General features: G+C 72.9%; 15 protein-coding genes and 2 pseudogenes. 7 read left to right on the top strand and 10 right to left on the bottom strand.

Features of this window, described 5'->3' with window-relative positions; translation table 11 throughout:
- Positions 1 to 937, bottom strand: a 937-nt coding sequence (locus ACWEJX_RS34855) for a YhjD/YihY/BrkB family envelope integrity protein (protein WP_451611422.1), incomplete at its 3' end; no start/stop codon positions are given.
- Positions 938 to 1117: 180 nt separating this feature from the next.
- On the opposite strand from ACWEJX_RS34855, the gene ACWEJX_RS34850 reads away from it, so the two are divergent.
- Complete coding sequence (locus tag ACWEJX_RS34850) at positions 1118 to 1894, top strand: GAP family protein (protein WP_451611421.1); 777 nt, start codon at positions 1118 to 1120, stop codon at positions 1892 to 1894.
- 2 nt (positions 1895 to 1896) lie between these two features.
- On the opposite strand, the gene ACWEJX_RS34845 is transcribed toward ACWEJX_RS34850, so the two are convergent.
- The 5 genes from ACWEJX_RS34845 to ACWEJX_RS34825 all read right to left on the bottom strand — a co-directional run bounded on the left by ACWEJX_RS34845 (position 1897) and on the right by ACWEJX_RS34825 (position 6897).
- Positions 1897 to 3126 (bottom strand): hypothetical protein, encoded by a 1230-nt coding sequence (locus ACWEJX_RS34845; RefSeq protein WP_451611420.1) that lies wholly within the window; start codon positions 3124 to 3126, stop codon positions 1897 to 1899.
- A 182-nt stretch (positions 3127 to 3308) separates the two neighbouring features.
- Positions 3309 to 3620, bottom strand: a complete 312-nt coding sequence (locus ACWEJX_RS34840; protein ID WP_451611419.1) for an SHOCT domain-containing protein — start codon at positions 3618 to 3620, stop codon at positions 3309 to 3311.
- A 73-nt stretch (positions 3621 to 3693) separates the two neighbouring features.
- Entirely contained in the window at positions 3694 to 4152 is a 459-nt protein-coding gene (locus ACWEJX_RS34835) for a DUF6325 family protein (protein WP_451611418.1), read from the bottom strand.
- A gap of 192 nt (positions 4153 to 4344) precedes the next feature.
- Complete coding sequence (locus tag ACWEJX_RS34830) at positions 4345 to 5472, bottom strand: Kelch repeat-containing protein (protein ID WP_451611417.1); 1128 nt, start codon at positions 5470 to 5472, stop codon at positions 4345 to 4347.
- Between the two features lie 159 nt (positions 5473 to 5631).
- Complete coding sequence (locus ACWEJX_RS34825; protein WP_451611423.1) at positions 5632 to 6897, bottom strand: alpha/beta fold hydrolase; 1266 nt, start codon at positions 6895 to 6897, stop codon at positions 5632 to 5634.
- A gap of 140 nt (positions 6898 to 7037) precedes the next feature.
- Between ACWEJX_RS34825 and ACWEJX_RS34820 the strand changes: the two genes are divergently transcribed.
- The 5 genes from ACWEJX_RS34820 to ACWEJX_RS34800 are packed head-to-tail and all read left to right on the top strand — an operon-like array spanning position 7038 to position 12842.
- A complete protein-coding gene (locus ACWEJX_RS34820) occupies positions 7038 to 8786 on the top strand; it encodes an ABC transporter substrate-binding protein (RefSeq protein ID WP_451611416.1) in 1749 nt (582 codons plus the stop codon).
- Between the two features lie 12 nt (positions 8787 to 8798).
- A complete protein-coding gene (locus ACWEJX_RS34815) occupies positions 8799 to 9854 on the top strand; it encodes an ABC transporter permease (RefSeq protein ID WP_451611415.1) in 1056 nt (351 codons plus the stop codon).
- Complete coding sequence (locus ACWEJX_RS34810) at positions 9851 to 10837, top strand: ABC transporter permease (RefSeq protein WP_451611414.1); 987 nt, start codon at positions 9851 to 9853, stop codon at positions 10835 to 10837. Before ACWEJX_RS34815 ends, ACWEJX_RS34810 begins: the two co-directional genes overlap by 4 nt.
- The gene (locus ACWEJX_RS34805; RefSeq protein ID WP_451611413.1) at positions 10837 to 11856 is read left to right on the top strand and encodes an ABC transporter ATP-binding protein; all 1020 of its coding nucleotides are present in this window, start codon (positions 10837 to 10839) and stop codon (positions 11854 to 11856) included. Before ACWEJX_RS34810 ends, ACWEJX_RS34805 begins: the two co-directional genes overlap by 1 nt.
- Entirely contained in the window at positions 11853 to 12842 is a 990-nt protein-coding gene (locus ACWEJX_RS34800; protein WP_451611412.1) for an ABC transporter ATP-binding protein, read from the top strand. The genes ACWEJX_RS34805 and ACWEJX_RS34800 overlap by 4 nt, the downstream gene beginning before the upstream one ends.
- Before the next feature lie 58 nt (positions 12843 to 12900).
- Here ACWEJX_RS34800 and ACWEJX_RS34795 read toward each other — a convergent pair whose 3' ends face one another.
- A complete protein-coding gene (locus tag ACWEJX_RS34795) occupies positions 12901 to 14088 on the bottom strand; it encodes a M6 family metalloprotease domain-containing protein (RefSeq protein ID WP_451611411.1) in 1188 nt (395 codons plus the stop codon).
- A gap of 37 nt (positions 14089 to 14125) precedes the next feature.
- On the opposite strand from ACWEJX_RS34795, the pseudogene ACWEJX_RS34790 reads away from it, so the two are divergent.
- Positions 14126 to 15040: pseudogene (locus ACWEJX_RS34790) on the top strand (LysR family transcriptional regulator); the annotation flags it as partial.
- Positions 15041 to 15145: 105 nt separating this feature from the next.
- Here the strand turns inward: ACWEJX_RS34790 and ACWEJX_RS34785 are convergent.
- The 3 genes and pseudogenes from ACWEJX_RS34785 to ACWEJX_RS34775 all read right to left on the bottom strand — a co-directional run bounded on the left by ACWEJX_RS34785 (position 15146) and on the right by ACWEJX_RS34775 (position 17610).
- Positions 15146 to 16405 carry an SLC13 family permease gene (locus ACWEJX_RS34785; RefSeq protein ID WP_451611410.1) on the bottom strand — a complete coding sequence of 420 codons (1260 nt, stop codon included), beginning with the start codon at positions 16403 to 16405 and terminating at the stop codon, positions 15146 to 15148.
- A gap of 61 nt (positions 16406 to 16466) precedes the next feature.
- Positions 16467 to 16649, bottom strand: a pseudogene (locus ACWEJX_RS34780) (hypothetical protein); the annotation flags it as partial.
- 148 nt (positions 16650 to 16797) lie between these two features.
- Positions 16798 to 17610 carry a thioesterase II family protein gene (locus ACWEJX_RS34775; protein ID WP_451611409.1) on the bottom strand — a complete coding sequence of 271 codons (813 nt, stop codon included), beginning with the start codon at positions 17608 to 17610 and terminating at the stop codon, positions 16798 to 16800.
- Positions 17611 to 17759: the final 149 nt, after the last annotated feature.

The following is a 17759-nucleotide window of genomic DNA, read 5'->3' as shown; positions in this document are numbered from 1 at the left end:
TCTCCCCGTCCCACGACGTGTCGTCGGACGGGGGAACCGGCCGGTCGGGCAGCCCCGGGGTGCCCAGGCGGCGCGCCGCCCAGGGTTCGCGGGCGATGACGGCACCTGCCGTGACGCAGAGCGTCACGACCGCGCAGAGCACGATGAGCCAGGACAGCAGGGTGAAGACCGCGCCCAGCGAGCCGTACTTCTCCAGACTGCGGTTGAGGGCCCGGGGCATGTAGAGCGATGCCGTCGAGGTGACGACGCCGAGGGCGATCCCGGTCAGCAGCGCTCCCGGCAGCAGCGGCAGCCACGGCACGCGCGCGGTCAGCAGCAGGTGCTGCGTCCACCACCACATGCCGACCTCCACGAGCAGCAGCAGCGGCAGGCCCAGCCACAGGCCCACCCCGAAGCCGTCGTGCAGGGTCCCCTGCGCTGCGATCATCAGCATCCACGCCGCGAGCCAGGCGACCCAGCGCCAGGCGGCCACCCGTGCGCTCGCCCCGCGCAGGCTCCAGGCGCGCTCGCACAGCCGTTGCATGGCGCGGCTGCACGCGGTGGCCGAGATGAGCACCATCAGACCGCTGACGACGCCGAAGGTCTGCCGCAGCTCGTCGGAAGGGTCGGCGGTGCCCTCGAGGGCCTTGCCGAACTCGCTCTCCACGCTGCCGGACAGACCGAAGATGTCGTGCACCGAGCTGACGAACTGGTCGCGCAGCCCGGGTGGGGCGATGGAGGCGACCACGAACAGCAGCGGGACCGCCGTGAGGAACGTCTGGGCGGCCAGCCGGGTCGCCGAGTCGAGGACGTTCACCGAGATCAGGTGCGACACGAGGTGCGTGATCAGCGGGAACCGCTCCTCGGCCCGGGACCGCAGGGTGGTGACGCGGTTGCGCAGCGAGGCACCGGAGCGCCGGCGCCGCTCGCGCCGTCGGGCCCTGCTCGCTCGCTGCATGCTGCCAGCGTGCCGCCCGTGCGCGCGCTCGGCCCGTAGTGGCGGCGCCACCGGGTCCGTACGGGTGAACCGGGCGGACCACCCTTCGAGGATTTGTGGGCTTCCGGCGGGACGGTGAAGATGAAGCCATGAGCGAGAGCGGCCCGGCGACCGGGCCCGCGGGGCTTCGCGGGGGCCGCGATGCTGCCTGATCTGATCCTCATCGGGCTGGGAATCGCGGTGTTCCCGCTGTCGGTGACCGCGTTCGTGCTCGTCCTCTCGGCCGATCGCGGGACCTGGAAGGGTCTGGCGTTCATCCTCTCCTGGGTCGCCTGCTTCGTGGCCGTTCTCGTCGCCGTGCTGGTCACCACCGGCGGCAAGCCTCCCGCTCCGAAGTCGCCTCCCTCCACGGCCACGTCCGCCGTGAAGCTGGCCATCGGCCTGGGACTGGTCGGGTACGGCTGGTACCGGCACAAGGCCGGCAAACGGACCGGCCCACGGACAGACCCACGGACCGCCCCAGAGACGGACCCGCAGACGGACCCGCAGACCGACCCGCGGACCAGCCCAGGGGCGGAGCCGCGGACCAGCCCAGGGACGGAGCCGCAGACCGCCCCGCCCGAGAAGTCCTCCCGCAGGGGGGCGGCACGGCTCGACCGGATCTCCGGCTGGACCGCGGCGGGGCTGGGGCCGCTGCTCCAGCCCTGGGGCCTGGTGGCGGCCGGTGCGACGACGGTGGTGAGCGCCGACCTGTCCCGTACCTCCTCGTACGTGGCCCTGGTGGCGTACTGCGTCCTCGCCACGAGCAGTCTGCTGGCCATGGAGCTCTACGCGGTCTTCGCGCCCGATTCGGCCCGGCTGCGGCTCGGGCAGCTGCGCACCTGGTTCCAGGCGCACCAGAACCAGGCGCTCGTGGGCGTGTCCTTGGTGGTGGGGCTGCTCCTGGTGGCGCGGAGCATCCACCAGCTGACCTCCTGAAGTCAGGCAGCCTCTTCCGGGTGCGGCTGCTGCGCTCTCCTGCGGCCGTCGGCGGCCAGCAGGGCGATCACCGCGAGCACGGCGAGCAGGATGAGCACGAGGAGCAGGATGGTGAGGACCGTGGGGTGGTTCCACAGGGCGAACAGCAGGGCGACGACAAGCAGCGCGCCGAGGGTCAGCGACTTGCGGTGCGCCTCGGTCCAGGTGCCCACGGGCCCGGTGTCGATTCCGTGGCCGCCCCACCAGCCGGCCGCCGAGTCGGCGCCGCGGTCGGCGGTGGAGCGGGTGGCGCGGGCCAGTCGGCCGGGGCCGACGAAGTAGGCGCCGAGGGCGATGACGATGCCCAGCACGATCGCGGTGCGCAGGGCGATCCGCAGGAAGTGCAGGAGATGGTCGAAGACGGCTGCCGCGGCCGCCTTCGACTGCACCTGGGGTGGCAGGTGGTCCAGGTAGTAGCGGCGGGCGACGACGAGCGCGATGGCCACGACGAGACACGCGAAGGCCGCGCCCAGGGCCGTCTTCGCCAGGGCGCGGCGGCGCCGGTGGGCGAGGAACACCCCGCCCGCGGCGAGCACCACGGTGATGACGGGCAGCCAGTTGCCGATGACGTCGAGGGCGTGTGCGGCGCCCTGGATCTTCTCCAGCTTGTCGGACTGGAAGAGCACCAGCTGCTTGTTGACGTCCGGGATCTTCTCCGCCGGTTCCAGGCCCGCGTCCACCAGCTCCTGCTTGACCTTGTCGACGGCGGTGCCGACGTCGAGGGTGACCGTGCCCTCCGAGACGCCGACCGCTCCGCGGCCCTTGCCGGTCAGTGCGTGCACCACGGCCGTGTGGGCGGCGCGGTTGGCGGTGACCCACACCTTCTCGAACCGGTCGCTCTGGACGAAGCGGGTGGCCACCTTGTCCGCGGCCGTGTTCACGGCGGCGTCCAGCTGCGGGGCGAGGCCTCTGACGGCCTTGGCCGCGCGCGGTGGCAGGCCCTGCGACTGCAGCCAGGCCGCGATCTCGGCGGTGACCTCTTTGCCGTCGACCCGTACGTCCACGGCGTGGACGATCCGGTTGTGCATGGCGTCCTCGATCGCCGGGTCGTCGGCGAGCGGTTTCATGGTCGCGACGTAGCGGTCGGTGTCGAGGACGATGTCGTGCACCCACACGGTGAGGACACTGACGGGGACCAGGACGCAGGCGAGGACGATCAGTACCGCCGACGACACGCTCCGCAGTACTCTCATCGGCCCTCCATGGTCACGGCACTGTCTGTCGCGGACAGGTGTCCGTGTCCATTTCCACCTGTGTGCGGGCTCCCGGCATCCCGGGCTGAGCCGTTCGAGGGGGCGGGAACCGCGCGAGCCCTCGCCCGCTCGCGCACCGGCCGCGCGTCGCAGCGACGCGCGGCCGGTCGGTCGGGGCAGGGTCAGGAGGCGAGCAGCCTGCTCTTCTGAGCCGCGAACTCCTCCTCGGTCAGCAGACCCTGTTCCTTCAGCTCGCCGAGTTGCTTCAGCTGAGCGATCTTGCTGCTCATGTCGTCTTCCGTCGTGGCCGCCGCGGGCGCCGGTGGCGGCGGTGGCGGCGGCGCCTGCTGCGCGTAGTACTGGTCGGCTGCCGCCGCCTGCTGCTCCTGGGCGGCCCAGCGGCCCGCCTGGCGCCGCGAGACCCTGTTGGACACCGCGGTCGCCGTTCCGGCCACCACCGCGGTGCGCGCTACCCCTCGAAGAAGTCCTGGCATGTCCTGGCCTCCTTGACACGCTTCCGATTGGATCGACTTGCCCGGTCGGCTTCCCCGGCCGTCCGGGGAGGCGTCAGGCGGCGGCTCCGCCCTCAGCCGCCTCGGCGGCTTCGAGCGAGGCGAGGAGGGCCTGTACGGGGATGCGCCCGCCGGCCACGAGTTGCGCGCCCGAACGCCGCAGGGCCCGCGCGAGCGGTGCGGCCCAGAGGTTCTCGTAGACGAGGATGCCGGCCGCGTTGCCCGGCTCGAGGGCCATCCCCGCCTCGTTGAGGTCGTCCTGCCCGAGCAGTCCGGACGAGGAGCCCTCGAAGACGGACACGTCGAACGTGCCGTCGGCGTCCAGGTCCCTCAGTTCCAGGGCTTCGACGCTGCCGTCGGCGTCCTTCCGCACGAACATGAGGTCGAGGATGCGGACGATGCCCCTGTCGACCAGGTCGAGGAGCAGGGGGAACGCCTCGCCCGTCATGCGGTTGCCGGGAAACTCGATGACCAGGTAGTCGACCGGGCCCATGTCCTCGAAATCGTCGCTCATCACCACTCCACACAGCCGGGGGATCTGACCACACACACGAGACCCGCCCCCGCCCGCGTCGCCGCCACTCGACGGACATGACCCGACGCAGCCCTCATCTCATTGCAGCATTCGGCGAGGCGCCTCGCACGTCCGCGCCGGAGCCGGCGGGGCTCGCCTCGTTGTCCTGTTCGAGCCCCGACGAGGGGGGTTTCAGCGGCCGGTGGGCTGTGGGGGGTCCAGGGCTTCGAGGGTGGCGAGCACGTCCGTACCGTTCGCGCCACCGGTGGCGTAGACGCAGTTGCCGCCCAGGCCGGTGGGGCACGGCATGGCGACGGCGGCGAGCCGGAGGCGGGGCGTCGGCATCGGCGGCAGGTCCGTCCAGAGGTTGGAGGCCGGGTTGTAGGACTGGACGCTGGCCAGGAGGTGGGTCACGTAGAGGCCGCCCACGACGTAGACGCACGTGCCGCTCTGCCCGGGCGGGCAGGAGCTGGCCGTCGTGCCCATGTCGGAGCGGGGTGTGGGCAGCGACGCCACCGGAGTCCAGGTGTTGGAGGCCGGGTTGTAGGACTGCACCACGTTGGTCTGGGTGGTGTCGAAACCACCGACGGCGTACACGCAGGTGCCCTGCTGGCCCGGCGAACAGGGCGCGGCCGCGGCACCCAGGCTCGACCTGGGCGCGGGCATCGCGGGGAGCGTGCTCCACGAGTTGGTCGTGGGGTTGTACGACTCCGTCGTGCCCAGGGAGCCGGAGCTGCCGGAGCCTCCGACCGCATAGACGCACACCCCCGTCTGGCCCAGCGGGCAGGGGGCCGCCACGGCCGCCAGAGCGGAGCGCGCGGTCCGCATCGGAGCGACCGTGCTCCAGGCGTTCGTCAGCGGGTTGTAGGACTGCACCACTGTCTGCGGCGTCTGGGTCTCCCCGGAGACGACCACGCCACCGATGACATAGAGGCAGGTGCCGGTCTGGCCGGGCGGGCAGGCGGCGCTCGCCGCTGCGGCGTAGCTCCGCGCCGTAGGCATCGGCGGCAGCGTGGACCAGGCGTTGGTGATCCGGTTGTACGACTCGGCCGAGGCCAGCTGTCCCGCCAGGGTCTCACCCCCCACGGTGTAGACGCAGACCCCGGTCTGGCCGGGCGGACAGGGGGCGGTTGCCGAGGCCACGGCAGCCCGCGCCGTCGGCATGCCCGGCAGCGTCGTCCAGATCGTGCCACCGGTGGCGGCGGCGGGCAGCATCGCGGCGAGGAGCGCCGCGGCGGCCAGGCCGACGGCCAGGGAGAGGCGGCTGCGCCACCTCTTCCGGGGCGTGGCCGGGGCTGGCGGTGTGGGCTGAGGTGGCACGAGCCTCCTCCTTCGGGCGAGGGGGACTTTCCCGCGAGTTGTCCCACGCCGCGCCGGTGACCCGGCCATCTACCGGTGAGTCACCCTCTCTCGGCCCTGGCGGCCTACGACGGCCGGAGTGAATCGCCGTGCGGCCGCGGACCGTGGCCGGGCGTCCGGTCACGCACGGCCCGCCGCCAGCTCCGTCAGGCGGGCGAGGACTCGGCCGCCTGAGGCGGATATGCCGTCGTGCTCCCACTCGTTGGTCACCCAGACGCGGGTGGCGCCGACCTCGCGTGCCGTGCGCAGGGAGAGGCCCGCGTCGACGTACATGTCGTCGTGGTAGACGATCGCGGCGAGGGGGATCTCGTTGGCGGCGAGGCGTCGCGGGTCGTAGAGCGGCGGCCAGTCCGTGCGGGCCGCCAGCAGGTCGGCGGCGTCGGCGAAGGGGCGCAGGCCCGCGATCTCGCGGAACATCCAGGGGTACATCATCTCGCCGGTGAGCAGCAGCGGGTCGGCGTCCGCGGCGAACTCGGGGAAGTCGGCGAGGGCGCGGGCGGCCGCCCAGTCGGTCGGGCCGGCGCCCTGCCCGTACAGCGTCTCCTGCAGGACGGCGAACAGCGGGTTGTCGGTGAAGCCGGTCAGGGTCATGACCTGGTGGAGGAAGGTGTCCGTGGGCGCGCCGTCCGGGTCCAGGGCCTCGTCGAGCAGCCAGTGCAGGCGCTCGAACCCGTCTCCCATGCCGAGGACGAGGCCGAGGGTACGCAGGCGGTGCGGGGTGAGCCGGTCGCCGTTCGGGAGGCGGGTGTCGGTGTCCGCGAGGTGGTCGGCGAGCCTGCGCAGACGGGGGGCGTCGTCGGGGTAGCGGGCGTAGAAGTCGAGGACGCGGTCGCGGACCCGGGGGTAGGTGCGGGCGTAGACGTCGTCGGCGGTGGCGGTGAGGCCGGGCAGGCCGCCGGCGACGTAGCAGGCGCGCAGGCCCTCGGGGGCCCGGGAGAGGTAGGTGAGGGTGAGGAAGCCGCCGTAGCTCTGGCCGAGCGTCTCCCACGGGGTGTCTCCGCAGAGGCGTCGGCGGATCAGTTCGGCGTCGGCGACGATCGCGTCGGCGCGGAAGTGCGCGAGGTGGGCGGCCAGTTGGCCAGGGTTCGCGAAGCGGGCCGCGGTGCGGGCGGTGACGGGGCTGGAGCGGCCGGTGCCGCGCTGGTCGAGGAGGAGCACGCGGTGGGTCTTCAGGGCGTGGTCGAGCCAGCCGGGTGAACCGGCCGAGGGACGGGGCGACTTTCCGCCGGGGCCGCCCTGGAGGTAGAGCAGCCAGGGCAGTTCCTCGTGCGCGCGAGCGGGGTCGGCGACCTCCCGGGCGAAGACCTCAAGGGTGGGGCCGTCCGGGTCGTGGTGGTCCAGGGGGACGGTGAAAATGTGGTCGGTGGTCGCGTACGCGCGGTTCATGGGCTCCTCGTGCGGCTCGGACACGGATGGATAACGGCATCCCCGACGGGTTGTCAGTGCAATTTCACATTACTATGTTACCGGTCACATTCCAGCCGCTCTCGGCTGTCCGACCGCACCGCACCCGGAGTGACCCACTCATGAACAAGCGCACGTGCACCACGCTGGCCACCGCCCTGGCGGCGGCCCTCACCCTCGGCGTCACCGCATGTTCCGGCGGGCACGGAGCCGCCGACGGCAAGGGCCGCGCGAACCCCGCCACCGCCAACAACGGCGCCACGGTCGGCGGGACCCCGCACAAGGGCGGCACCCTGGCCGTCCTGTCCGACCAGGACTTCACCCACCTCGACCCGGCCCGCAACTGGGTGATGCGCGACATGGACTTCGGCACCCGCCTGCTCTACCGCACCCTCGTCACCTACCGGGCCGAACCGGGCCCGAAGGGCGGCGAGCTGGTCCCCGACCTCGCCGAGGACCTGGGCACCTCCTCCAACGGGGCGAAGACCTGGACCTTCCGGCTGAAGAAGGGCCTGAAGTACGAGGACGGCACGCCGATCACCGCCCAGGACGTCAAGTACAACGTGGAGCGGTCCTTCTCCCCGGACCTGCCCGGTGGCGCCGACTACGCGGCCCGCTACCTCGCTGGAGCCGAGGGCTACCAGGGCCCGGCCCAGGGCAAGCACCTCGACTCGATCAAGACGCCCGACGACCACACGATCGTCTTCGAACTGCGCAAGCCCTTCGCGGAGTTCCCGTACGCCACGGTGCTGCCGACCTTCGCCCCGGTGCCCAAGTCGCAGGACAAGGGCCCGCAGTACGACAACCGCCCGTTCTCCTCGGGGCCGTACAAGATCGAGTCGTACGCCCGCGACAAGCAGCTCGTGCTGGTCCGCAACCCCCACTGGGACCCGGCGACGGACCAGGTCCGCAAGGCGTACCCGGACCGGATCGTGATGACCATGGGGCTCAAGGGCGGCCAGGTCGACGACCGGCTCATCGCGAGCTCGGGCGCCGACGCGTCCGCCGTGTCCTGGGGCAAGATGCGCCCGGAGTCCACTCCGAAGGTGCTCACCAGGCCGGAGGTCAAGGCGCGGCTGCTCGCCGAGTCCACCAGCTGCACCGAGATGGTGCAGATGCACACCGGCCGCGCGCCCTTCGACAACGTGAAGGTGCGTCAGGCGGTGCAGTACGCCCTCGACCGGCAGGCCGTCCTCACCGCCTCCGGCGGCCCCGCCCTCAACGACGTGGCCACCGCCCTCATGCCCGGCTCCCTCTTCGACGGGGGCAAGCAGCCCGACACGCTGAAGATCCCGCTCACCGGTGACGTGGAGAAGGCGAAGCGGCTGCTGAAGGAGGCGGGCAAGCCCGACGGCTTCGCCACCAGCATCACCGTCTCCAACGGCCGCAAGGCGGTCGGCGAGGCCATCCAGGAGTCGCTCGGTCGCGTCGGCATCAAGGTCACCATCGAGACCGTCGATCCCTCCGCGTTCTACGACACGATCGGCGACACCAAGAACCGCACCGACCTCGTCTACACCGGCTGGTGTCCGGACTACCCCTCCGGCTCGACCTTCCTGCCCTTCGTCTTCGACGGCCGCTACATCAAGGAGAAGGGCAACTCCGGCAACCACTCGCTCTTCCGCGACAAGGCGACCATGCGGCGCATGGACGAGATCGCCGCCATGACCGACTCGGCGCAGGCCAACAAGGCGTGGCAGGAGCTGGACGGGGAGATCCTCGCCAAGGCCCCGACGGCGCCCACCGTCATCGAGCGCATGCCGCTGCTGCTCGGCACCAACATCGCCGGCGCCTTCGGCCACACGTCGTTCGGCGGAGCGATCGACTACGCGACGGTCGGCCTCAAGGACCCCGCCAAGAGCGGAAGCTGAGGGCCCGTCACCATGGCCGACATCAAACCCGACAGCAACTCCGTCACCAAGCCAGACACCAACTCCGACACCAAGCCCGACACCGAGTCCGTCACCAAGCCCGACACCGAGTCCGTCACCAACGGCGTCACCAACTCCAAGCCCACCACCGCCTCCCCGGCCCCGCGCGCGGGCCGCGGCCCCTGGCAGCTCGCCCGCGCGGAACTGCGCCGCCGCCCCTCCGTGAAGGTCTCCTTCGTCGTGGTCGCGTTCTTCGTGATCATGGCCGTGGCCGCCCCGCTGCTCAGCGCGCTGGGCGGCTGGTCGCCCGAGGAGTTCGACAAGAGCGCCGTCGATCCGTATCTGGGCGGACTGCCGGTCGGCCCGCTCGGCGGCGTCTCGGCCGAGCACTGGCTCGGCGTCGAGCCCGTCACCGGCCGCGACCTGTTCGCCCGGGTCGTGCACGGCGCCCAGGTCTCCCTGCTCATCGCGTTCACCGCGACGGCCATCGTCGTCGTCGCCGGGACGGCGGCCGGGATCACGGCCGGCTACTTCGGCGGCCGCACCGACACCGTGCTCTCCCGGCTGATGGACCTCACCATGTCCTTCCCCTCCCTCATCTTCATGATCGCCATGATGTCGGTGGCCCGGGACGTCAACCGGATCGTGCTCATGACCCTGGTCATCGGCCTCTTCGGCTGGCCCGGCATCGCCCGCGTCGTCCGCGGCCAGACGCTCTCGCTCAAACACCGCGAGTACGTCGACGCCGCCCGCGTCGGCGGCTCCGGCCCCTGGCGGATCCTCACCCGGGACATCCTCCCGGGCGTCGCCGGACCGGTCATCGCCTACACCACCCTGATCATCCCCGGGATGATCGCCACCGAGGCGGCCCTCAGCTATCTGGGCGTCGGCGTCCGGCCGCCCACCCCGTCGTGGGGCCAGATGATCGCCGAGAGCGTCGCCTTCTACGACACGGATCCCATGTACTTCCTCGTGCCGAGCCTCTGCCTCTTCCTCACGGTGCTCGCGTTCACGCTGCTCGGCGACGCGCTGCGCGACATCCTCGACCCGAGGGGAAGCCGCTCGTGATCCTCTACCTCGGCCGCCGGCTGCTCGGCATCGCCGGCGTCCTGCTGGCCATCGCCGCCGTCACCTTCACCATCTTCTACGTGCTGCCCTCCGACCCCGCCGCCGCGGCCTGCGGCAAGTCGTGCAGCGCCGAACGCCTGGAGGCGATCCGCGCCCACATGGGCCTGGACCAGCCGCTGTGGCGCCAGTTCGCCGACTTCGTCAGCGGCATCTTCACCGGCCGCACCATGGGCAGCGGCCAGTACGCCCTGCGCTGCGACTTCCCCTGCCTCGGCTACTCGTACGAGAACAGCCAGCCCGTCTGGGACCTGCTCGTCGACCGCTTCCCCGTCTCCGCCTCGCTCGCCGTCGGCGCGGCGGCGATCTGGCTGCTCCTCGGACTCTCCGCGGGCGTCGTGGCGGCGCTGCGCAAGGACACCCTGACCGACCGCGTCCTCATGGTCGGCGCGGTCGCCGCCGCCTCGCTGCCCGTCTACTTCACCTCGGTCATGCTGATCTACGGGGTGATCCGGACGGCCGGCCTGCTGCCCTACCCGCAGTACACGCCCTTCGGATCCGACCCGCTCGGCTGGGCGTCGAACCTGCTGCTGCCCTGGCTCGCGCTCGCGATCCTGTACGCGGCGATGTACGCGCGCCAGAGCCGCAGCTCGATGATCGAGACGATGGCGGAGCCGTACATCCGCACCGCCCGGGCCAAAGGCCTGCCCCGCCGCACGGTCGTCGTCAAACACGGGCTGCGCGCCGGGATGACACCGATCCTCACCATCTTCGGCATGGACCTCGGCGGACTGCTCGCCGGCGCCGTGATCACCGAGTCGATCTTCGGGCTCCCCGGCATCGGCCGGCTCTTCTACGGTGCCCTGTCCACCGGCGACCAGCCCGTCATCCTCGGCGTCACCCTGCTCGCCGCGACCTTCATCGTCGTCGCCAACCTGGCCGTCGACCTGCTGTACGCCGTCGTCGACCCGCGAGTGAGGTACTGATGACCGACACCGCATCGCGGCTCGCCCCACCGCTGCTCTCCGTCCGGGACCTGACCGTCACCTTCCCGACGCCGCGCGGCCCCGTCCGGGCCGTGGACGCGCTCTCCTTCGACGTGTCGCCCGGCCGCACGCTGGGCATCGTCGGCGAGTCCGGCTCCGGGAAGTCCGTGACCTCGCTCGCCGTCATGGGGCTGCACACCGGCGCCGCCGTCACCGGTTCCATCACGCTGGCCGGCCGGGAACTCGTCGGACTGGCCGAGCGCGAGCTGAACCGGCTGCGCGGCCGGCGGATGGCGATGATCTTCCAGGACCCGCTCTCCAGCCTCCACCCGTACTACACCGTCGGGGAGCAGATCGCCGAGCACCACCGGGTGCACTTCGGCAGCGGCCGCAGGGCCGCCCGTGAGCGGGCGGTCGAGGCGCTCGCCGAGGTCGGCATCCCCGAGCCGCGCCGCCGGGCCGGGGAGTACCCGCACCAGTTCTCCGGCGGCATGCGCCAGCGCGTGATGATCGCCATGGCGCTCGCCTGCGAGCCGGAACTCCTCATCGCCGACGAGCCCACCACCGCCCTGGACGTCACCGTCCAGGCCCAGATCCTGGAACTGATCGCCCGGATCCAGGAGGAGCGCGGCCTCGCCGTCGTCATGATCACCCACGATCTGGGGGTCGTGGCCCGGGTGGCCCACGACGTCCTGGTGATGTACGGCGGCCGGGCGGCCGAACAGGCGCCGGTGGACGCCCTGTTCGCCACGCCGGCCCACCCGTACACCCGGGGGCTGCTCGACTCGCTGCCGCGCCTGGACGACCGGGACGACCTCCCGCTGCGGGCGATCCCCGGCAGCCCGCCCTCCCTGCTCGACCCCGCGCCGGGCTGTGTGTTCGCCCCGCGCTGTCCGCGGGCGGCCGCGGCCGCGCAGGACGAGCGCGCCCGCTGCGAGACCGAGCGCCCCGCGCTCGGCGGCCCGGACGCACATCCGGCCGCCTGCCACTTCCCCGCGTACGAAGGCGTCGCCCCATGAGCCCCACGAGCACTCCGAAAACGGAACCCCTCCTCTCTGTCAGGGAGTTGACGACCACCTTCCCCGGCAGGCGGCGCGCGGCCCCGGTCCGGGCCGTCGACGGCGTCAGCTTCGACATAGCGGCCGGCGAGACGCTCGGCCTGGTGGGCGAGTCCGGCTGCGGCAAGTCCACCACCGGGCGCACGATCGTCCGCCTCCTGGAGCCGTCCGCCGGGTCCGTCGTCTACGACGGCCGTGACATCGCCCATCTGTCGCAGCGCGAGCTGAAGCCGCTCCGCAAGGACCTCCAGATGGTGTTCCAGGACCCGCACTCCTCCCTCAACCCCCGCCAGACGGTGGCCCGGATCATCTCCGATCCCCTGATGGTGCACGGCACTCCGGCGGCCGCGGCCCGCGCGCGGGCCGCGGAGCTGATGGAGCTGGTCGGCCTCATCCCGGAACACCTCGACCGCTACCCGCACGAGTTCTCCGGCGGTCAGGCGCAGCGCATCGGCATCGCCCGGGCCCTGGCCACCGGCCCGCGGCTCGTCATCGCCGACGAGCCGGTCTCCGCCCTCGACGTCTCCGTGCAGGCCCAGATCGTCAACCTGATGGAGCGCCTCCAGCGCGAACTCGGCCTCGCCTACCTCTTCATCGCCCACGACCTGTCCGTCGTCAAGCGGGTCTGCGACCGGGTCGCCGTGATGTACCTCGGCCGGATCGTGGAGATCGGGGACAAGGAACGCGTGTACGACGCGCCCGCGCACCCGTACACGCGGGCCCTGCTGTCCGCGGTCCCGTTGCCCGACCCGGTCGCCGAGCGGACCCGGGAGCGGATCACCCTGCTCGGCGACCCGCCGAGCCCGGCCGCTCCGCCGCCCGGCTGCACCTTCCATCCGCGCTGTCCGAAGGCGCAGGCGATCTGCCGCAGCGAGGCTCCGCTGCTGCGGATCGGCGCTCCGGGGGAGGCGCGTGAGGTGGCCTGTCACTTCCCCGAGGCCGCCTGACGCGGGGTTGTGCCCCGGGACCGGCGTCCGGTCCCGGGGCACAACCCTTCTCGTGCGTCTACCGCTTGGTGACGCGCACGGTCTCCCCGTATCCGTCGGCGCCGAGCACCTCGATGCGCACTCCGGCCGTCGCGTCGGTGTAGGACTGGCCGGTCCAGAAGGGGGCGTCGTCCAGCGGCCGGCAGCCGGCCGCCGGGGTGGCGTCCGGCTTCGCGTCGACGACCTGTACGGGGCCCTGGCCGGTCTCGACGGAGCTGTCGACCTTGTAGACCAGCGCGCCGGTCGAGCAGACGCCGCCGTCGGCCTGGACCGCCCGCCTCGACTCGACGACGTAGGCGGTGGTGGGGCCGGTGCGGACGACCGCCATCTTGGTGCCGCTGCCGTACTCGACGGCGGTCAGGTGCACGGTGTCGCTGCCCGCCGAGGCCCGGCACACGACCTGGTCGTCCGTGGTCCAGCCGAGCTTCCAGGACTGCCAGGCGAAGTACTGCGACCCGGGCCCGCTGATGAGCCCCATCACGTCCCAGCCGGCGACGTAGCGGTGGACGTCGGTGCCGCTGAAGGCGTACAGGTCGGGAAGCCCGAAGGTGTGGCCGGTCTCGTGGGCGACCAGCTTGGGCCCCCAGTGCCACATGTCCTGCCCGAAGGTCACGGCCCACTTCAGCAGGGTGCCGTCGGCGCGGACGCCGCCGGCGGTTCCCGGGTCGTGGATGTAGGTGGGTGTGAAGGAGATCGCCGAGGCGTTCCGCGTCGGGACGACGTACACCATGTCGTAGCGGGAGAAGTCGACGTACGGATCCGCCGCCGCGACCGCGTCCCTGATGTACGCCTCGTGGGCCTCGTAGGTCAGTCCGCGAGCGAAGCCGTAGTCGGTGGAGGCGTGCGGCATCCGCATCCACTGGCGGTGCTGGCTGATGGCGAGCCAGACCTTGCCGTAGGAGGCGTTCCACAGCCAGTCGGCGCCCGGCGTGATCTGGGCCGCGTCGTCGGCGGGGGCTTCGGTGGCCGGCGCGTCGGGGAAGTCGACGAAGATCATGCCGACCCGGACGGTGCCGGCGGGGCGCCGGAAGACGGACCAGTCGGTGTCGTGCCCCTCGTCCGTCCAGCCGGTGGTGCCGCGCAGGGCGCAGGCGGAGGCCGGGTCGGCCGTGGTGGTGGCGGCGCGGGCCGGGTGGAGGCCGGCCAGGACCAGCAGCAGAATGGCGAGCAAGGGGGCCCAGAGCGCGGCGCGTTGACGTGTCCTCACGCGACCTTTCCTCTCGTTGAGTTGGGGCAGCTGATGTATGCCGTGTGACATTTCACATAGCTTGGAGGGGCGGGAGGGTGTCCGAAAGCCGTCGCCGGTCCATAACATCCGCGCCATGGACCTGGAGGTACGCCATCTGCGCGTGGTGTGCGCGATCGCCGAGGCGGGCAGCCTCACCCGCGCCGCCGCCGCTCTCGGGACGACCCAGCCCGGACTCAGCGCACAGCTGCGCCGCATCGAGGCGATGCTGGGCGGAGTGCTGTTCGCCCGGGGCCGGGCCGGGGTCGTCGCCACCCCTTTCGGCGAGCTGGTGCTCGACCGGGCCCGCGCCGTCCTCCCCGGCGTCGACGGTCTGATCGCCGACACCGCCCGGATGGCCCGCCGGATGTCGGCCTGCGACCGCGTCCGCATCGGCTCGGTCGGCGCACCCCTGCTCGGCCGACTGGTCCTGGCCGTCAAGGCGCTGCTGCCGGAGGCCGAGGTGACGGCGCGCTGTCAGCACTCCCCCGTCACGCTCCTCGACGAGCTGGCCGCGGACCGGCTGGAGGCGGCGGTCCTCGGCGACCATCCCGGCCGGCGGCTGCCGCACCGCGACGGTGTGGTGCTCCACCCCCTCGCCACCGAACCGGTCTTCGCCCTGCTGCCGGCCGCTCATCCGCTGGCGCGCCTCGACGAGGTCCCGCTGGCCGCGCTCCTGGAAGAGGACTGGGCGGTGCCCCGGCCGGACGGCGACGGGACCCGCGAGTACTGGTCGTCGGAGTGCGCGGCGGCCGGGCGGCGCCCGTACGCGCCCTACGAAGCGGAGGGACGCCCGCTGGTCGAGCTGGTCCGCGCGGGTCTGGCGGTCAGCCTCTGCCAGGCCACCTTCGTCGAGGTCCCGGGCACCGCCGTACGCCCCCTGGCCGGAAGCCCGCTCTGGTACCGCCACGTGCTGGCCTGGCACCGCGACGGCCCGCTCGCGCGCCACCGCGACGAGATCCTGCGCAGGCTCACCGCCGGTTACGAGGAGACGTGCGCCGCCGCCCCGGCGTACGCGCGGTGGCGGGCCCGGCAGCCGCTACGGACCGGCAAACCGCAGCGAGACCCACAGGGCGACGGTGGCGGCGAGGAGGGCGGCCGGGACCGTGAGCAGGCCCAGGAGGGTGAACTCCTTCAGCGCGATCTCGTGGTCGTGGCGGTGGGCGATGCGCCGCCACAGCAGGGTGGCCAGGGAGCCGGCGTAGGTGAGGTTGGGGCCGATGTTGACGCCGAGGAGCACGGCCAGGACCGCGCCCGGTCCTGACGGCGCGGCCAGCGGGACGAGGGCGAGGACGGCGGGCAGGTTGTTGATCAGGTTCGCCAGCAGGGCGGCGAGCGCGGCCGTGCCGAGCAGGGCGGGCAGCGAGGCGCCGTCCGGCACCAGCCGGCCGAGGGCGTGGCCGAGTCCGTGGTCGACCACCGCCCGTACGACGACGCCGAGGGCGAGGACGAAGGCGAGGAACGGCAGGGCCGCGGAGCGCGCGACCGCGGCCGGGGTGGTGTGCCGCCGGACCAGCGCGCGTACCGCGAGGACCGTCGCGCCGGCCGCGGCGACCCAGGCGGGGTCGATGCCGAGCGCGGAGGCGACGGCGAAGCCGCCCAGCGTCGCGGCCACGGTGACGAGCGCGAACAGCGGCAGCTCCGGCGGCTCGTCGGGCTCCGTCGGCGCGGCGACCGCGTCGAGGTCGGCGGCGAAGAAACGGCGGAAGACCGCGTACTCGACGGCGACGGCGGCCAGCCACGGCAGCGTCATCAGCAGCGCGAAGCGGGTGAAGGTCAGCCCAGCGGCGGCGAAGGCGAGCAGGTTCGTCAGGTTCGACACCGGCAGGAGCAGCGACGCCGTGTTCGACAGGTGGGCGCTCGCGTAGACGTGCGGCTTCGGCCGGGCGCCCATGCGGGCGGCGGTGGCGAAGACCACCGGGGTCAGCAGGACCACCGTCGCGTCGAGGCTCAGCGCGGCCGTGATCACGGAAGCCAGCGCGAAGACCGCCCCGAGCAGCCGTCGCGGCCGCCGGTGGGCCCAGCGGGCCATCCAGGTCCCGCAGGCGTGGAAGAGCCCCTCGTCGTCACAGAGCTTGGCCAGCACCAGCACCGCGGCCAGAAACCCGATCACCGGCCCGAGCCGGGCCGTCTCCTCCCGCACCGCATCCGGCGGGATGGCGCCGGTGGCCACCACCACGGCGGCGGCGGGCACCGCGAAGGCCGCCTCCGGCCAGCCGAAGGGACGGATGACGGCGCACACCAGCACCACGACCAGCGCGGCGACGGACAGGGATTCGAACAGCACGCGCTCCATCATCCGGACCGGGCCGGCGGCCCGGGCGGGCACCCCCCCTGGCACGGCGCCCGGGGCGTGCCCGACCGGCCACTTCGCGGGCAGTCTTCCGCAGTACGGGCCGCAGGCCGAAGGCGTCCGGGTACATCAGCACCGGGTGCCGCTCGCCGTCGTCGGGGAAGGCGGCGAACGCGTCGGCCTGGCCGTCCGCGGTGGGGACCAGCAGAGTCTTGGTGGGATCTCCTGTCGTCGTCGGTGCCGGGCTCATCGTCGACGCGACGGAGGCGGGGCCCGCGCGGCAGCGCGCGGCCCTCGACCGGACAGCGGGCCCGCACCGGCCCGCACGGCGCTCAGCGGAGCACCGGGGCACCGATCCGTGTGTGGCGCGAGGCCGTCCCGGTGGTCATCCCCTCGACCTAGTCCACCGGACGAGTCCGACACGAGCGCCCCCGGTCCGCACCGCGGACCCGCTCCCGCAGCAGCGCGCCGAGGCCCGCCCGGTCCCGCACGAGGGTGAAGTGGCCGCCGGGGACGGCCCGTTGCTCGAACACACCGCGGGTGTGCAGCGACCACTGGCCGGCCTCCTCGGGCGTCACCAGCGGGTCGTCGTCCCCCACGACAGCCAGTACGGGGCAGGTCAGCCGGGCCGGGGACGGTACGCGCCGGTACGTCTGGACCGCCCGGTAGTCGCCGCGGACGGCCGGCAGGATCAGCCGCAGGAACCGTTCGTCCGCGAGCAAGGCGGCATGGGTGCCGCCGAGTTCGCGCAGCGAGGCCACCAGCTCGTCGTCCGAGTGGGGGCGGACCCGGCTCGGTCGGTGCAGGTGCGGGGCGCCGCGTCCCGAGACGATCAGCCCGGCGACCGGGACGCCGCGCGTCTGGAGCCGCTCCGCGGTCTCGAACGCCACGAGCGCGCCCATGCTGTGCCCGAACAGCACCAACGGCCGCCCGTCGGCGGCGGCGACGGCGACGGCGGCGAGCGCGTCGGCGGCGTGATCGGCGAGCACGGTCAGCTCCGTGACCGCCGGTTCCTCCCGGCGGTCCTGCCGCCCCGGGTACTGGACGGCGACGAGCTCGGCGTCGCCGTCCCGGGCCAGATCACGAGCGACGGCCCGGAACAGCCCGGCCGCGCCGCCGGCGTGCGGGAAGCAGACCAGTCGGACGCGCGCGCCCGGCGCGGGATGGAAGGTCCTGAGCCAGTCCTGGCCGGCGGTCCGTGTCGCGGTCATGGGGTGGTGACGTCCCTTTCGTGGTGCGGCAGCGGGGCAGGTGGGCGCCGCCGGCCGCGGCGATTCGTAACCGGCCGACGGCGGAAGCGACACCGCCGGCCGGACGGGCCGCCGTGCCGTCCGGGTGCCGGGCCGCCGGGCCGTCCGGC

The sequence above is a fragment of the Streptomyces sp. NPDC004788 genome (assembly GCF_053601115.1).
This window is presented reverse-complemented; position numbering and strand designations above follow the sequence as displayed.

Excerpts from the sequence above, each read along its gene's own strand:
- ACWEJX_RS34850 (WP_451611421.1), top strand. The coding sequence starts at position 1,118 with ATGCTGCCTGATCTGATCCTCATCGGGCTGGGAATCGCGGTGTTCCCG.
- ACWEJX_RS34845 (WP_451611420.1), bottom strand. The coding sequence starts at position 3,126 with ATGAGAGTACTGCGGAGCGTGTCGTCGGCGGTACTGATCGTCCTCGCC.
- ACWEJX_RS34840 (WP_451611419.1), bottom strand. The coding sequence starts at position 3,620 with ATGCCAGGACTTCTTCGAGGGGTAGCGCGCACCGCGGTGGTGGCCGGA.
- ACWEJX_RS34835 (WP_451611418.1), bottom strand. The coding sequence starts at position 4,152 with ATGAGCGACGATTTCGAGGACATGGGCCCGGTCGACTACCTGGTCATC.
- ACWEJX_RS34825 (WP_451611423.1), bottom strand. The coding sequence starts at position 6,897 with ATGAACCGCGCGTACGCGACCACCGACCACATTTTCACCGTCCCCCTG.
- ACWEJX_RS34820 (WP_451611416.1), top strand. The coding sequence starts at position 7,038 with ATGAACAAGCGCACGTGCACCACGCTGGCCACCGCCCTGGCGGCGGCC.
- ACWEJX_RS34815 (WP_451611415.1), top strand. The coding sequence starts at position 8,799 with ATGGCCGACATCAAACCCGACAGCAACTCCGTCACCAAGCCAGACACC.
- ACWEJX_RS34805 (WP_451611413.1), top strand. The coding sequence starts at position 10,837 with ATGACCGACACCGCATCGCGGCTCGCCCCACCGCTGCTCTCCGTCCGG.
- ACWEJX_RS34800 (WP_451611412.1), top strand. The coding sequence starts at position 11,853 with ATGAGCCCCACGAGCACTCCGAAAACGGAACCCCTCCTCTCTGTCAGG.
- ACWEJX_RS34785 (WP_451611410.1), bottom strand. The coding sequence starts at position 16,405 with ATGATGGAGCGCGTGCTGTTCGAATCCCTGTCCGTCGCCGCGCTGGTC.
- ACWEJX_RS34775 (WP_451611409.1), bottom strand. The coding sequence starts at position 17,610 with ATGACCGCGACACGGACCGCCGGCCAGGACTGGCTCAGGACCTTCCAT.